This is a genomic window from Rathayibacter sp. VKM Ac-2803, assembly GCF_009807175.1.
Lineage (GTDB): Bacteria > Actinomycetota > Actinomycetes > Actinomycetales > Microbacteriaceae > Rathayibacter.
On record NZ_WUCD01000001.1, the window covers coordinates 3,392,208 to 3,406,059 of the forward strand.

Below are 13,852 nucleotides of genomic sequence, written 5' to 3' on the forward strand. Positions count from 1 at the left end.
ACATTAACCCTTCACGCCGCGAACGCCAGAGGTTTCCGAGGATTCGTTACCCGCAGTTCACACCGGGAGGCGGCCCCGGAGACGCGTCGAGCCCGCCCCGGCGTGCGGGACGGGCTCGAGGAGCGGCGGCGGAGGATCAGCCGGGGATGCGGACGATGCTGTAGTCCGACGTCCAGATGGGCTGCACCCGCACGCTCGCCCCCTCGTAGGGCGCGTGCAGGATGTTGCCGTTGCCCGCGTAGAAGCCGTCGTGACCGTCCATGATGACGAGGTCGCCGGGCTGCGCGTCGGCGAGCGAGACCGGGGTGCCCATGGCGCCCTGGGCGGTCGACGAGTGCGGCATCGAGATGCCGTACTGCGCGAAGACGTACATCACGAACCCCGAGCAGTCGAAACCGCTCGGGTCGGCTCCGCCGAAGACGTACGGGACGCCCTGGTACTGCAGGGCGGTGTTGAAGACCGCCGAGAGGCTGTAGCCGGTGGTCGGCGCCGACTCCGCGATCTCGGCGGCGGAGTCGCCGTCGTACGAGTTGAACTCCTCGGCCGTCTCGGCGCGGGCCTCGGCGACGTCGGTCGTGTCGGCGACCGGCTCGACCACGGGCTCCGGCTCGGGGGGCGGAGGCGCGGCCTCGGCCGAGAAGCCGTCGCGCGCGATCGCGGCCAGCACGACGCTGCCGGCGACGTCGACGCTCTGGGCGTCACCCTGTCGCAGAAGGTCGGCCTTCGAGGCGGCGAACAGCCCGTCGTCCTCGGTTCCGGGCGAGAAGGCGTACGCGGGCAGCGCCATCGTCGCCACGAGCGCGCCGGCGAAGCCGACGATCGCGATCTTGCCGAGCTTCCGGCCGCGACGCTTGCGCGGGGTGCCGAGCGGAGAGGGGACGAAGTCGGTGACGTCGGCCTGGCGGGAGGGGGCCGCGGGGACCGCACGCCGGGCGACGGGCGCCTCCTCGTGGATCCGGGCCCGGACGACGGGCGGCTGGTTCTCGAACGAGGCGGCGTTGCGGTTCGGGTGGGTGGAGCGGAACCGGTCGGGCGAACCGGGTGAGGTGTTCTGGGGCAAGGGGAAGGACCTCCGACGTCCCGTCAGCCCAGGCAGCTGTCCCGTCTTATGCGCGAAGCATCGAAGTTCACGAGGTCCGAGACGGGCGAGGGGGCGCCGGACATCGCGCCCGTCGACCGAGGTCCGGCCGGTGGGCTCCCCAGAGCGTAAGCGACCGTTACCGATTTGTCACCATTCGACACCGACGATCTCCGTCCGGATGATGCGCGCCACCCCGCCCGTGCGGTAGCAGCGGTGTTCACCCAGCACCGTATGCGCGTCCCGCGCATCCCCTGCTGGTCGCGCCCTCGGCCCTGGGAATCGTGCCCGACACCATCCCCTGCCGGTCGAGCCGGCAGCTTCGCGAACCGCGCCCGGTGCCATCCCCTGCTGCTGGGTCACGCCCGGTGCACTCTCATGCTGGTCGAGGAGCCCCGCAGGGGCGTATCGAGACCCACCAGCTTCAAGAGACTGGTCTTCAGACCGCGCCCTCTGACGCTGTCGGATCTCGATACGGCCGCTACGCGACCTGCTCGACCAGCGGGCCAGGAGCGGCCAACCCTTCGCTCAGACCACGACGAAGATGTGCGCCGCGACCTCGTTCGGCAGCTCGATGCCCGCCTCCGCGTCGTCGATGCGCACCAGCACGTAGCCGCTCAGCGCCGAGAACTCGCCCTCCGCGCCGGGCACGACGCCCGCCTGCTTGAGCTGCAGGAGCAGCTCCGGGTCGACCTGGGCCGGCTCGCCGAGTCGGCGCACGATGCCCCGCTTCGGCTCGGCCGATCCCGCGACGAAGCGCGGCAGGCTGATGACGCCGTCGGCGAAGCGCGACGCGGGCGAGTCGCCGAGCTCGTCGAGCCCGGGGATCGGGTTGCCGTAGGGCGACTCCGTCGGGTGGTCGAGCATCTCGAGGAGGCGGCGCTCGACCTGCTCGCTCATCACATGCTCCCAGCGGCATGCCTCCTCGTGGACGAACTCCCAGTCGAGCTTGATCACGTCGTGGAGGAGCCGCTCGGCCAGGCGGTGCTTGCGCATCACGTGGATCGCCTTGCGGCGTCCGTCGGTCGTGAGCTCGAGGTGGCGGTCGCCCGAGACGACGACGAGGCCGTCGCGCTCCATGCGGCCGACGGTCTGCGAGACGGTGGGGCCGGAGTGGCTGAGGCGCTCGGAGATCCTCGCGCGGAGGGGGATGATGTTCTCCTCCTCCAGCTCGAGGATGGTGCGGAGGTACATCTCGGTCGTGTCGATCAGATCCGTCATGACAGCCTTCCCGTCTCGGCGCGCTCAACCTTAGTGGGCGCCGTGACACCTCATCCGCGAGGGGGCACAGCGCTCCGGCCTTCGTGACTCGAAGGCGGGGCGAGCCGGGAACCCTAGTATTAACGCATGCCGGACGTCACCATTCCTCGCGAGCTCCTCCCCCACGACGGACGATTCGGCTGCGGCCCGTCCAAGGTGCGGCACGACCAGCTCGCGCACCTCGCGACCCAGGGCGCGCACCTGCTCGGGACCTCTCACCGGCAGGCCCCGGTGAAGGACCTCGTGGGCCGTGTCCGCGAGAACCTGGCGGCGCTGTTCAGCCTGCCCGACGGCTACGAGGTGCTCCTCGGCAACGGAGGGTCGACGGCGTTCTGGGATGCCGCCGCCTTCTCGCTCATCGAGCGCCGCGCCGAGAACCTCACGTTCGGCGAGTTCGGCCAGAAGTTCGCCAAGGCCGCCGCCGCCCCCTTCCTCGAGCCGCCGCACGTCGTCTCAGCCGCTGGAGGCTCGCGCAGCGAGATCGAGATCGTCGAGGGAGTCGACGTCTACGCCTGGCCGCACAACGAGACGTCCACCGGCGTCATGGCCCCGGTCCGCCGCGTCCACGGTGACGACGGAGCGCTCACCGTGATCGACGCGACCAGCGCCGCCGGCGGAATCGCCTTCGACGCCGCCGAGACCGATGTCTACTACTTCGCGCCGCAGAAGAACTTCGCCTCGGACGGCGGGCTCTGGTTCGGCCTCTTCTCTCCGGCCGCCATCGAGCGCGTGGAGCGGATCGCGGCGAGCGGCCGCTACATCCCCGAGTTCCTGAGCCTCAAGAACGCCGTCGACAACTCGCGCCTTAACCAGACGCTGAACACTCCCGCCCTCTCCACTCTCCTCCTGATGGAGTCGCAGCTCGAGTGGATGAACGCGAACGGCGGGCTGCCGTGGGCGTCGGCGCGCACGGCGGAGTCCTCCGGCGCGATCTACGACTGGGCCGAGGCCTCGTCGATCGCGACTCCGTTCGTCGAGGTCGCCGAGCACCGCTCGCAGGTCGTGGCGACCGTCGACTTCGACGCCTCCATCGACGCGGCGCTGATCGCGAAGATCCTGCGGGCCAACGGCATCGTCGACACCGAGCCGTACCGCAAGCTCGGCCGCAACCAGCTCCGGGTGGCGACCTTCGTCGCGATCGAGCCCGACGACGTCCGCTCGCTCCTCGCCTGCATCGACTACGTCGTCGAGCGCCTGGCCGACTGAGGCGTCGAGCGCATGCGCCTGTGGCTGCGACCGGAGGAGCGCCGTCCGAGCCCGCCGCCCTACCCGAGCGACGACGCGACGGCGCTGCTGGTCGGCTGCATCGCGTGGGTGCTCGCACTCGTCGGCGTGCTGATCGCGGTCGCGGTCGGCACCGCCGTGCCGCCGATCGTGCTCTCGACGACCGTGATCGGATTCGTGCTCGGCACGATCGGCCTGTTCTACAGCCGCAACCGCCGCTGATCAGAGGGAGACGTCGGTCTCCATCCGCAGGGCGGTCCCGTCGTCCTCGAGCGTGAGGGCGACGCTCACCCGCCCGAGGTCCCGGAGCCGGGACACGTGCGTGCCGCCGCAGGAGACGGCGGCGTCCCCGTCGGGCGTCAGGTGGCAGCGCCAGCTCCGGCGCGTGCTCAGCCGGGAGTCGTCGCGATCGATGCGCACCTCGGCATCGGCGCGGATCCACTCACCGAGCTGCGCGTCGATCCGCTCGGTGACGGCGGGGAGCTCGTCGCGCAGGCGCGCGGCGTCGAAGCCGCTGCGCCGGAGAGATCTGCCGAGCCGGTAGACGTCGGTCGACCCGGAGGAGCGGATGACCGAGCTCTGGATCGCCGCCTGATCGAAGTCGGGGTTCCCGAGGGAGTCGGGTCGGGTGTCCTTGCTCCACAGGCCGGCCACGGCCGCGTTCAGCGCGAGCGAGGCGAGGTGGCAGGCGGTGTGACCCCGCGAGAGCTCCTCGCGGTGCACGACGTCGACCTCGACGGCGACCCGGGCACCGACCGCCACCGGATCGCGGAGCACGTGGACGACGACGAAGCTCCAGCCCGGGGTGCCGAGGCGCGCCGGCAGGCGATCACCCGCGTGGAGCGTCCCGTCCTGCCACGCGCCGATGCGGCAGTCGAGGATCTCGTGCCGGACTCCGTCGACCACGAGCACCCCGCGATCGGGACCCTGATCGGGCCAGGTGGGGTCGACGGGATGCGCAGGGGTCTCGGCGAGGACGACGCCCCAGCGCCCGTCGCCCAGCTCCTCGACGTGCACGACCGCACTCGTCCCGCTCGTCGCCCGGTCGGGGTAGGTGACGAGGGTGTCGGAGTCGATCATCGAGAGGCTCCCGGACGTCGCGACGGACCGTCAGAGACGGTCGAGGTCGTCCTCGTCGTCGTCGTCGTCGTCCTCGTCGTCATCGTCGTCGGAGTCGTCGTCGTCGTCGGAGTCGTCCTGCTCCGCGTCTGCATCGAGCACGGCGGTCTCGTCGAACTCGTCATCGACGAGCTCGTCGCCGTCGTCGGACTCGTCCGACTCCTCGTCGTCCGTCTCGTCGTCGTCGTCCGACCCGTCGAAGGCGTCGTCGCCCTCCACCGAGTCCTGAGCGGCGTGGTAGTCGGCCAGGCGGACCGACCACGGCACCCAGTCGGGAGCGAGCACCGCGCCCTCCCCCGGGAGCAGCTCGACCTCGAGGACGTTCACGTCCTCGCTCTCGTCGATCCGCGAGAGCGTCGCGGTCCACAGCCAGCCCGGGTACCCGCGCATGAGGTTCGCGAACTGGAGGGAGACGACGTGCTCGCCCTGCGCGAGCGTCGCGACGAGCGCGCCGATCGTCTCGGGCGGCGTGATCTCGGCGAGAGCGGCCCTGGCACGCTCCTCCGAGGCCGCGAGCACCGGGTCGGCCTCGTAGACCCGCTCGGGCTCCGCGGGCGCGGACGCGACCTGCTCGGCCGCGTCATCAGCGAGAGCGGGCTCCGCGTCGGGGGCGGTCGAGGCGTCCGGCGTCTCGGCCGGGGCGGAGCCGCGCACGGCGCCCTGCCCGTCGCCCGAGAACGTCAGCGTCTGGTCGTCCGACCACGCGACGGACTCGTCGGTCGTCTCGTCGGCGTCAGGCATCCAGCTCGTCCGCCACTCGGCGCAGCAGCGCCGCGATCGTCTTGCCGTGCGCCTTGTCGGGGTACCGGCCACGCTTGAGGCCCGTGCCGATCCCGTCGAGGAGCTTGACCGTGTCCTCGACGATCACCGACATGTCGTCGGCCGACTTGCGATTGAGCTTGACCATGCTGGGCGGCGCGTCGAGGACGCGCGCCGAGAGCGCCTGCGCGCCGCGCTTGCCGTCGGCGATGCCGAACTCGAGGCGGGTGCCGGCCTTGACCGCGGTCCCCGAGGGCAGCGCGGAAGCGTGCAGGAAGACCTCCTGGCCGTCATCAGTGCTGATGAAGCCGAAGCCCTTCTCCTCGTCGTAGAACTTGACCTTGCCGGTAGGCATGCAGAACCCCTCCTGAAATGAAGCAGCCATCAGTTTAGACGACTGCGCGCCGCCCTATCCTTGACGGGTGAAGCCACAGGAGCCCGCGGGCATCGGACGCGTCGAACGCACCCTCGCCTACATGTTCATCGCGATCATCGTCGTGACCGTCCTCGCGTTCCTCGCCATCCTGATCGCGCCGGTTCTCGGCGTCCGCGAGTACAGCGGTCCGCTCTGGCAGTTCGTCTTCGCCCTGCCTCTGGTCGGCCTCCCGATCGCCTTCCTGATGATGATCGGGATGCTGATCGCCGGCGTCCGTCGGCGGCGCGCCTCCTGACCCGCCGCCTCACGGGAGGGTCAGGGCCGGCACCGAGACGCCGGACGAAAGACTCCCAGACTCCGTACAGCTGACGCGCAGATACTGTCGTCCATGGACGGACCCCGCATTCTCATCGTCGACGACGAGCCCAACATCCGCGACCTGCTCACCACGAGCCTCCGCTTCGCCGGCTTCGCCGTGCGAGCGGTCGGCAACGGTGCTCAGGCGATCTCCGCAGTCCTCGAGGAGGAGCCGGACCTCATCATCCTCGACGTGATGCTGCCCGACATGAACGGCTTCGGCGTCACGAAGCGCCTGCGCTCCGCGGGCTACACCTCTCCGATCCTCTTCCTCACGGCGAAGGACGACACCGAGGACAAGATCACCGGTCTCACCGTGGGCGGCGACGACTACGTCACCAAGCCCTTCAGCCTCGACGAGATCGTCGCGCGCATCAAGGCGATCCTCCGCCGCACGATGCACGCCGAGGAGGACGCGGTCATCCGCGCGGGCGAGCTCACCATGGACCAGGACACCCACGAGGTCCTCGTCGGTGACGACCCGGTCGAGCTCAGCCCGACCGAGTTCAAGCTGCTGCGCTACCTGATGCTCAACCCCAACCGGGTGCTCAGCAAGGCGCAGATCCTCGACCACGTCTGGGAGTACGACTTCAACGGCGATGCGGGCATCGTCGAGTCCTACATCTCCTACCTCCGACGTAAGCTCGACACGCATTCGGAGGAATCGCTCATCCAGACCAAGCGAGGATTCGGATACATGCTGAAGGTCGCGAAGGTCTGACCTCCGGCGCGGTGGCGCCCTCCGCGGAGGAGCCGCCGCCCGCTTGATCTCGAGGGAGTTCCACCGCCATGCACCAGGGTCTGGCCGAGCGGTGGAACTCCATCTCGTTGCGCACGAAGATCACCGCCGTCACGGTCCTGCTGCTGACGCTGGGCCTGCTCGTCTCCGGCATCGGCACGATGACGATGCTCAAGCCCCAGCTGATCGCTCAGCTCAACGACTCCCTCGAGCAGAAGGCCCAGGAGATCGCGACGACCCTGAGCACCGACGGGGAGGCCCAGATCAACGACTCGGACGCCGCGTACGAGGGAGCGGTGTACGACGCGTCCGGCCGGCTCAGCAACACGACCGCCGGCTCCACGAGCTCCCCCGACTTCCCCCAGACGTTCACCATCGAGCAGGCGCTCGCGTGGGCCGAGAAGGAGGACGCGCATCCGCTCGAGAGCGTGAACGGGCGCGCCGAGTACCTCGTCGTCGCCACGACGTTCTCGAAGGGGAACCAGGTCGCGACCCTGCTCCTGGCCACCTCGACCCGTAGCGTCGACGTCATCATGACGCTGTACCTGACGATCTTCCTCGGCTTCGGAGTCGCGATCGTCGTCATCGGCGCGATGCTCACCCGTCTGCTCGTCACGACCACCTTCGCTCCGTTGCGCGAGGTCGAGCGGACCGCCGCCGCCATCGCCGACGGCGACTTCAGCCAGCGACTCGACAGCACAACGCCCAACACCGAGGTCGGCCGGCTGAACCGCTCCCTCAACGCGATGCTCACCCGCATCGACACCGCTTTCCGCGACCGGGCGCGCACCATCGACCAGATGCGCCGCTTCGTCGGCGACGCCAGCCACGAGCTGCGCACTCCCCTGGTCTCTGTCCGCGGCTACGCCGAGCTGTACCGGATGGGCGCACTCCAGACGCCCGAGGCCGTCGGCCAGGCCATGGAGCGGATCGAGAAGGAGGCCATCCGCATGGGCGGCCTGGTCGAGGACCTCCTCGAGCTGGCGCGGCTCGACGAGACCAAGCCGCTGGCCCTCGCTCCGGTCGACCTGATGCCGCTGGCACGCGACGCCGCGATGGACGCGATGGCCTCCTGGCCCGACCGCGACTTCGGCGTCGAGACCCGCGACGACACGCCGCTCGAGACCCCCGCTCTCGAGACGGAGGAGATCGACGCCTCCTCGACGCAGACGATGGAGATCGCCTCCCCCGGCCTGACCGGCCCGATCGCCGCGGCCGGCGCCCGGCTGGCCCGCTTCCGCCGACGTCCGCGCCGCCTCGCAGCAGAGGACATCGCCGCGGGCGCCGCCGCCGCCGCTCCTGAGGAGCCGGGCGTGCCCGCGATGGTCATGGCCGAGGAGAACAAGATCCGCCAGGTCCTCACCAACCTCATCGGGAACGCGGTCCGCTACACCCCCGAGGACACCCCGATCGAGATCGGCGTCGCGGTCGACCGCTCGCGCCGGTTGGCCCTGCTCGAGGTCATCGACCACGGCGAGGGCATCCCCCCGCAGATCCGCGAGAAGATCTTCCAGCGCTTCTGGCGCGCCGACACCTCGCGCACCCGCGAGACCGGAGGCAGCGGCCTGGGCCTCGCGATCGTCGCCTCGATCGTCAGCGCCCACAAGGGCCGCGTCGATGTCGTCGAGACGCCCGGCGGCGGAGCCACCTTCCGTGTCGCGCTGCCTCTCCTCACCATCGGCCCGAACGGCGAGTCCTCCCCAGCTTCGGTCTGAGCGGCCGCAGAGCAGGCACCGTCCGCTCTAGGTTTCTCGCACGCGCCGACCGGCGCGCAGCAGAGCACAGCGAGAGGACCCTCCGATGACCCACTACCAGGCCGACGCCGACGCGATCACGTCCATGACCGGCACCGCCCACGGCTACAGCGAGCGCATCCAGGCCGAGGTCGACGGCCTCCTCGGTCACCTGATGAGCCTCGAGTCGTCGTGGACCGGCCAGGCCGCGACAGCGTTCCAGGGGATCGTCGGCATCTGGCGGACCACGCAGAGCCAGGTGAACGAGGGGCTCGCCTCGATCACCGTGGCGCTCGGCACGGCCGGGCAGCAGTACGCCGACACCGAGCAGGCGAACGCACGCCTCTTCGCCTACTGATCAGCCCTCGCAGGAGGAGCGCCGCTCGCCGGCGCCTCCTCCTGCGACCCTCGGGAAAGGCGCGGGAACTCGAATCGGGAGCCGCGCTCGTCGGGGTGCCGGGCTCCGGAGGCACAGCCCTTGGAAACGCCGAAGGCGGCTCCCCCGGAGGGGAACCGCCTTCTGCGTGGAACGGGTCGGACTAGAAGTCCATGCCACCCGTGGGGTCTCCGCCACCGACGGGCTGGTTCTTCTCCGGCTTGTCGGCGACGACGGCCTCGGTGGTGAGGAACAGACCGGCGATCGAGGCGGCGTTCTGCAGAGCGGAGCGCGTGACCTTGACCGGGTCGATGATGCCGGCGGCGATGAGGTCGACGTACTCGCCGGTCGCGGCGTTGAGGCCGTGTCCGGTGGGCAGCTCGCGGACCTTGGCGGCGACGACGCCCGGCTCGAGGCCCGCGTTCAGAGCGATCTGCTTGAGCGGGGCGTCGATGGCGACCTTGACGATGTTCGCTCCGGTCGCCTCGTCTCCGACCAGCTCGAGCTTCTCGAAGGCGATCTTGCCGGCCTGGATGAGGGCGACGCCACCACCGGCGACGATGCCCTCCTCGACGGCGGCCTTCGCGTTGCGAACGGCGTCCTCGATGCGGTGCTTGCGCTCCTTGAGCTCGACCTCGGTCGCGGCTCCGGCCTTGATGACCGCGACACCACCGGCGAGCTTCGCGAGGCGCTCCTGGAGCTTCTCGCGGTCGTAGTCGCTGTCGGTGTTCTCGATCTCGCCGCGGATCTGCGCGACGCGACCGGCGATGGCCTCGGCGTCGCCGGCACCCTCGACGATCGTGGTCTCGTCCTTGGTGATGACGACCTTGCGGGCCGAGCCGAGCAGGTCGAGGGTGACGTTCTCGAGCTTGAGGCCGACCTCCTCGGAGATGACCTGGCCGCCGGTCAGGATCGCGATGTCCTGGAGCTGGGCCTTGCGACGGTCGCCGAAGCCCGGGGCCTTGACGGCGACCGACTTGAAGATGCCGCGGATCTTGTTGACGACCAGGGTCGCCAGCGCCTCGCCGTCGACGTCCTCGGCGATGATCAGCAGCTGCTTGCCCGCCTGGATCACCTTGTCGACGACGGGGAGGAGGTCCTTGATGTTCGAGACCTTGGAGTTGACGATGAGGATGTAGGGGTCCTCGAACACCGCCTCCTGGCGGTCGGGGTCGGTCACGAAGTACTGCGACAGGTAGCCCTTGTCGAAGCGCATGCCCTCGGTGAGCTCGAGCTCGGTGCCGAAGGTGTTCGACTCCTCGACGGTGACTACACCCTCCTTGCCGACCTTGTCGATGGCCTCGGCGATGATCGCGCCGATCTCGGGGTCCGCGGCGGAGATGGAGGCCGTGGCCGCGATCTCCTCCTTGGTCTCGATCGCCTTGGCGCCCGCGACGAGCTCGGCGGTGACGGCCTTGACGGCCTTCTCGATGCCCTTCTTGAGGCTGATCGGGTCGGCACCGGCCGCGACGTTGCGCAGGCCCTCGCGGACGAGCGCCTGAGCGAGGACGGTGGCGGTGGTGGTTCCGTCGCCGGCGACGTCGTCGGTCTTCTTGGCGACCTCCTTGACGAGCTCGGCGCCGATCTTCTCGTACGGCTCGTCGAGCTCGATCTCCTTGGCGATCGAGACGCCGTCGTTCGTGATGGTGGGGGCGCCCCACTTCTTCTCGAGCACGACGTTGCGGCCACGCGGGCCGAGGGTCACCTTGACCGCGTCGGCCAGAGTGTTGAGTCCACGCTCGAGGCCGCGGCGGGCTTCTTCGTCAAAAGCAATGATCTTGGCCATGTGTGTTTCTCGTCCCTCCCGGACGTCAGGAAAATTCGTGATTGGCACTCAACCGGAGCGAGTGCCAAGAGCGATTCTGGCACTCGCGGGTGACGAGTGCAAGTGACCCCGACGCCCGGCGCAACGACAGGAGCCGCCGTCCGCGCGAGGCGGACGACGGCTCCCGACACCGGTCGCAACGACAGCAGCCGTCGTCCGCAGAGCGGACGACGGCTGCTTGAACGACGAGCGGCTCAGACCACGCGCACCGATTCCGCCTGCGGACCCTTGGATCCGCTGCCGACCTCGAACGCCACGTGCTGACCCTCTTCGAGGACCTTGTACCCGGACATGTCGATCGCGGAGTAGTGGACGAAGACGTCCTGCCCGCCGCCGTCGACCGTGATGAAGCCGTAGCCCTTCTCAGCGTTGAACCACTTGACGGTTCCGTTCGCCATTTCCACTCCCCAGTGCTGTGCTGCCCGCGACACGTGCGATGCGCAGGTGCCTGGTTGGGAATACTAATGGAGCGATTCAGGCCCGAAAGGGGCGATACGGGCGTCTCGGAAAGAGTTGTCCGGGATTCAACATGGATTAAACGTGACGGAAACAGAAGACCGATTCCGGCGCGCGGGAACGGTGCCTCCGGGCCCCGGCGGCCGTGTCACTCGGCGATGTAGTCGGCCCCGAGCACGACGACCAGGTTCGCCGTCTCGACGAAGTCCTGCGTCTGGACGATCGTCCCGGAGCCGAGGGAGGCCGCGAGGCCGAGCGCCGCACCCTCCTGGGCCGGATCCGCGTAGTAGATGGTCGTCGCGGCCTCGTCCTCGGTGCTCGCGTTGGTGACCGTCGGGACGTTCCAGCCCGCGGCGGTCAGCACCTGGCCCGCGCTCGCGGCGAGGCCGGCGGTCGGAGTGCCGTTCAGCACGGCGACGGTCAGAGCGGGATCGACCGTCGGCTCGACGGTCGGGGTCGCGGTCGACTCGGCGATCCCGGTGGGCGCCGTGAACACGTCGTCGAACTCGACGCGGTTGTCGATGACGAGGAGTCCGATGAAGCCCAGCAGCACGATGACTCCGGTGGCCAGAGCCGCCCAGGCCACGGCGATCGCCCTGGCGTGCGGCGCAGGCGGGCGGCGGTGCGCGCCCACGCGACCCTCGGTGGCCGGGATCTCGTCGAAGCGGTCCTTCTGGTGCGTGTTCGACATCGGTGTGACGGCCGGCCTTCCGTTGCAGTGGTCGCGAGCAGCGGGTCTACTCGGTTCTCCCGAGTCGTCGCGCCGCGCGGGCACCGGCGCGTCCCTCGCGGATGCGCTGCAGCCGCGTGACGAGCATCGGGTCGTGGGCGAGGGCCGCCGGAGAGGCGAGGACCGCGCCGAGCACCTGATAGTAGCGGGCGACCGAAAGACCGAACTGCGAGCGGATCGCGTCGTCCTTGCCGCCCGTGCGGGCGGTCCACTCGCGCTCGAACTCGAGCACGCGACGATCGCGGTCCGGCAGGGCCGCGCCCTGCCTGCTGTCCGTACCCGTCGTCCCGCTCACCGGTCCAGGGTAGGCAGACCTCAGCGGGGAGGCCGGGAGGCGCTCCGGTACATGCTGACGTGGGCGATGCCCGCCTCGTCGTACTCGGGCCCGAAGGCGACGAACCCGGAGCGCTCGTACAGCCCTCTGACCTGGACCTGCGCGTGCAGCAGCATCGCCTCGCCGCCGTACCGGGCGACAGCCGCCTGCACCAGGCTGTGCGCCAGTCCCTCCCCCCGTCGGTCGGCGCGGGTGACCACCCGCCCGATGACCCGGTGGGCGTCGGCGTGCTCCGCCTCCTCGTCGTGGAGCGTCCGCAGGTAGGCGGCGGTGCCGAGCCGGTCGGCGATCCACCAGTGCCGTGCGGTCGGCTCGAGATCGCGCCCGTCGAGCTCGTCGTCGTCGACCCGCTGCTCCCGGAGGAAGACGTCCGTCCGCAGGCGCGCCACGGCGTAGACCTCCTCGGTCGAGAGTTCGCTCCACGCCTTCGAGATCACGGAATTCGCCTGCACGGGTCGGAGTTTACGAGAGAGGAAGGGGAGCACCCTCCCCCCGTAAACTGACGAGGAATCCTAGGGAGACCCATGTCGTATTCCGTGAACAAGACCGATGCCGAGTGGCGCGAGGAGCTCGACCGCGAGAAGTACGCCGTCCTGCGCGAAGCCGCCACCGAGCGTCCGTGGACCGGCGAGCTGCTCGACGAGCACCGCTCCGGCCTCTACACCTGTGCCGCCTGTCACGCCGAGCTGTTCAAGAGCGGCACCAAGTTCGACTCCGGCTGCGGCTGGCCGAGCTTCTACGAGTCCGTGAACCCCGAGGCGGTCCAGCTCATCGAGGACAGCACTCTCGGCATGGTCCGCACCGAGGTCCGCTGCGCCAGCTGCGGATCGCACCTGGGGCACGTCTTCCCCGACGGCTTCGGCACCCCGACCGGTGACCGCTACTGCATGAACTCGCTCGCGCTGGACTTCCAGGCCGAGAGCGAGTGACGATGGCGTCGGCACCCGTTCTCGAGGCCGTCCTCGCGCGCCGCTCGCGCTCGAAGGTCACGGCCGAGGCGCCGGGGCACGAGGAGATCGCCGCGTTCGTCTCGGCGGCCTCCCGCCTGGCCGATCACAGCTCGCTCCGCCCGTGGCGCGTCATCGAGATCCGCGGTGCCGCACGCGATCGGATCGGCCGCAGCTTCGCGGCCGCCTCCGGGTCGAAGAAGGACCCGCGCAAGTACATCGAGAAGACGCACCGCGCCTCCCTCCTGCTCGCCGTCGTGGTCAGCGTCAAGAAGTCGTCGGTGCCCGCATGGGAGCAGGAGGCGGTCGCCTCCGGTGTCGCGCACATCCTGAGCCTGCTGCTCGACGAGGCGGGCTGGGGCGTCTTCTGGCGCACCGGGTCGTACACGCGCGCCAAGCAGGTCCGCAAGGCGCACCGGCTCGAGAAGGGCGAGGAGCTGCTCGGCTGGCTCTACGTGGGGCGGCCCGACGGCAAGATCGGCGGGCCCAAGCGGCCCTCTCCGGCGTCGCGGCACCTCAGCATCCTCGAGCCCTGACCC

General features: G+C 69.9%; 18 protein-coding genes. 8 read left to right on the forward strand and 10 right to left on the reverse strand.

The genetic code is table 11. The features are described from left to right. Positions 1 to 136 precede the first annotated feature (136 nt). A complete protein-coding gene (locus GRS96_RS15830) occupies positions 137 to 1,060 on the reverse strand; it encodes a C40 family peptidase (RefSeq protein WP_235021724.1) in 924 nt (307 codons plus the stop codon). 546 nt (positions 1,061 to 1,606) lie between these two features. Then, the gene (locus GRS96_RS15835) at positions 1,607 to 2,299 is read right to left on the reverse strand and encodes a metal-dependent transcriptional regulator (protein ID WP_159852168.1); all 693 of its coding nucleotides are present in this window, start codon (positions 2,297 to 2,299) and stop codon (positions 1,607 to 1,609) included. A gap of 126 nt (positions 2,300 to 2,425) precedes the next feature. Between GRS96_RS15835 and serC the strand changes: the two genes are divergently transcribed. Further along, entirely contained in the window at positions 2,426 to 3,544 is a 1,119-nt protein-coding gene (gene serC / locus GRS96_RS15840; protein ID WP_159852169.1) for a phosphoserine transaminase, read from the forward strand. 12 nt (positions 3,545 to 3,556) lie between these two features. Then, entirely contained in the window at positions 3,557 to 3,784 is a 228-nt protein-coding gene (locus GRS96_RS15845; protein WP_159852170.1) for a DUF2530 domain-containing protein, read from the forward strand. On the opposite strand, the gene GRS96_RS15850 is transcribed toward GRS96_RS15845, so the two are convergent. From GRS96_RS15850 to GRS96_RS15860, 3 genes are read right to left on the reverse strand one after another with little or no spacing between them, the layout of a single operon-like run. Then, complete coding sequence (locus GRS96_RS15850) at positions 3,785 to 4,642, reverse strand: metal-dependent hydrolase (protein ID WP_159852171.1); 858 nt, start codon at positions 4,640 to 4,642, stop codon at positions 3,785 to 3,787. Between the two features lie 30 nt (positions 4,643 to 4,672). After that, positions 4,673 to 5,422, reverse strand: a complete 750-nt coding sequence (locus GRS96_RS15855) for a DUF3027 domain-containing protein (protein ID WP_159988946.1) — start codon at positions 5,420 to 5,422, stop codon at positions 4,673 to 4,675. Then, on the reverse strand, positions 5,415 to 5,795 hold the full coding sequence (locus GRS96_RS15860; RefSeq protein WP_056036929.1) for a cold-shock protein: 381 nt from the start codon (positions 5,793 to 5,795) through the stop codon (positions 5,415 to 5,417). Before GRS96_RS15860 ends, GRS96_RS15855 begins: the two co-directional genes overlap by 8 nt. 67 nt (positions 5,796 to 5,862) lie before the next feature. Between GRS96_RS15860 and GRS96_RS15865 the strand changes: the two genes are divergently transcribed. The 4 genes from GRS96_RS15865 (at position 5,863) to GRS96_RS15880 (ending at position 9,003) form a co-directional block, all read left to right on the forward strand. After that, positions 5,863 to 6,111, forward strand: coding sequence for a hypothetical protein (locus GRS96_RS15865; protein ID WP_235021725.1), 249 nt, complete (start codon positions 5,863 to 5,865; stop codon positions 6,109 to 6,111). A 93-nt stretch (positions 6,112 to 6,204) separates the two neighbouring features. After that, positions 6,205 to 6,894, forward strand: a complete 690-nt coding sequence (locus tag GRS96_RS15870; RefSeq protein WP_056036932.1) for a response regulator transcription factor — start codon at positions 6,205 to 6,207, stop codon at positions 6,892 to 6,894. Between the two features lie 68 nt (positions 6,895 to 6,962). Further along, entirely contained in the window at positions 6,963 to 8,627 is a 1,665-nt protein-coding gene (locus GRS96_RS15875) for a sensor histidine kinase (protein WP_159988947.1), read from the forward strand. A gap of 85 nt (positions 8,628 to 8,712) precedes the next feature. Continuing rightward, positions 8,713 to 9,003 (forward strand): WXG100 family type VII secretion target, encoded by a 291-nt coding sequence (locus tag GRS96_RS15880; RefSeq protein WP_159852174.1) that lies wholly within the window; start codon positions 8,713 to 8,715, stop codon positions 9,001 to 9,003. Positions 9,004 to 9,184: 181 nt separating this feature from the next. Here GRS96_RS15880 and groL read toward each other — a convergent pair whose 3' ends face one another. From groL to GRS96_RS15905, 5 genes are all read right to left on the reverse strand, one after another. Next, positions 9,185 to 10,807: a chaperonin GroEL gene (gene groL, locus GRS96_RS15885; protein WP_159852175.1), complete on the reverse strand. Its 1,623-nt coding sequence runs from the start codon at positions 10,805 to 10,807 to the stop codon at positions 9,185 to 9,187. Positions 10,808 to 11,040: 233 nt separating this feature from the next. Beyond that, complete coding sequence (locus tag GRS96_RS15890) at positions 11,041 to 11,244, reverse strand: cold-shock protein (RefSeq protein ID WP_056036943.1); 204 nt, start codon at positions 11,242 to 11,244, stop codon at positions 11,041 to 11,043. 206 nt (positions 11,245 to 11,450) lie between these two features. Beyond that, a complete protein-coding gene (locus GRS96_RS15895) occupies positions 11,451 to 11,993 on the reverse strand; it encodes a LytR C-terminal domain-containing protein (protein WP_159988948.1) in 543 nt (180 codons plus the stop codon). A 46-nt stretch (positions 11,994 to 12,039) separates the two neighbouring features. Next, entirely contained in the window at positions 12,040 to 12,327 is a 288-nt protein-coding gene (locus GRS96_RS15900) for a DUF3263 domain-containing protein (RefSeq protein WP_235021726.1), read from the reverse strand. Between the two features lie 20 nt (positions 12,328 to 12,347). After that, positions 12,348 to 12,818 (reverse strand): GNAT family N-acetyltransferase, encoded by a 471-nt coding sequence (locus GRS96_RS15905; protein ID WP_235021727.1) that lies wholly within the window; start codon positions 12,816 to 12,818, stop codon positions 12,348 to 12,350. A gap of 72 nt (positions 12,819 to 12,890) precedes the next feature. Between GRS96_RS15905 and msrB the strand changes: the two genes are divergently transcribed. Both msrB and GRS96_RS15915 read left to right on the forward strand, forming a co-directional pair. Next, positions 12,891 to 13,295 carry a peptide-methionine (R)-S-oxide reductase MsrB gene (msrB, locus tag GRS96_RS15910; RefSeq protein ID WP_056036949.1) on the forward strand — a complete coding sequence of 135 codons (405 nt, stop codon included), beginning with the start codon at positions 12,891 to 12,893 and terminating at the stop codon, positions 13,293 to 13,295. 2 nt (positions 13,296 to 13,297) lie between these two features. Further along, complete coding sequence (locus tag GRS96_RS15915; RefSeq protein ID WP_159852179.1) at positions 13,298 to 13,849, forward strand: nitroreductase family protein; 552 nt, start codon at positions 13,298 to 13,300, stop codon at positions 13,847 to 13,849. Positions 13,850 to 13,852 lie beyond the last annotated feature (3 nt).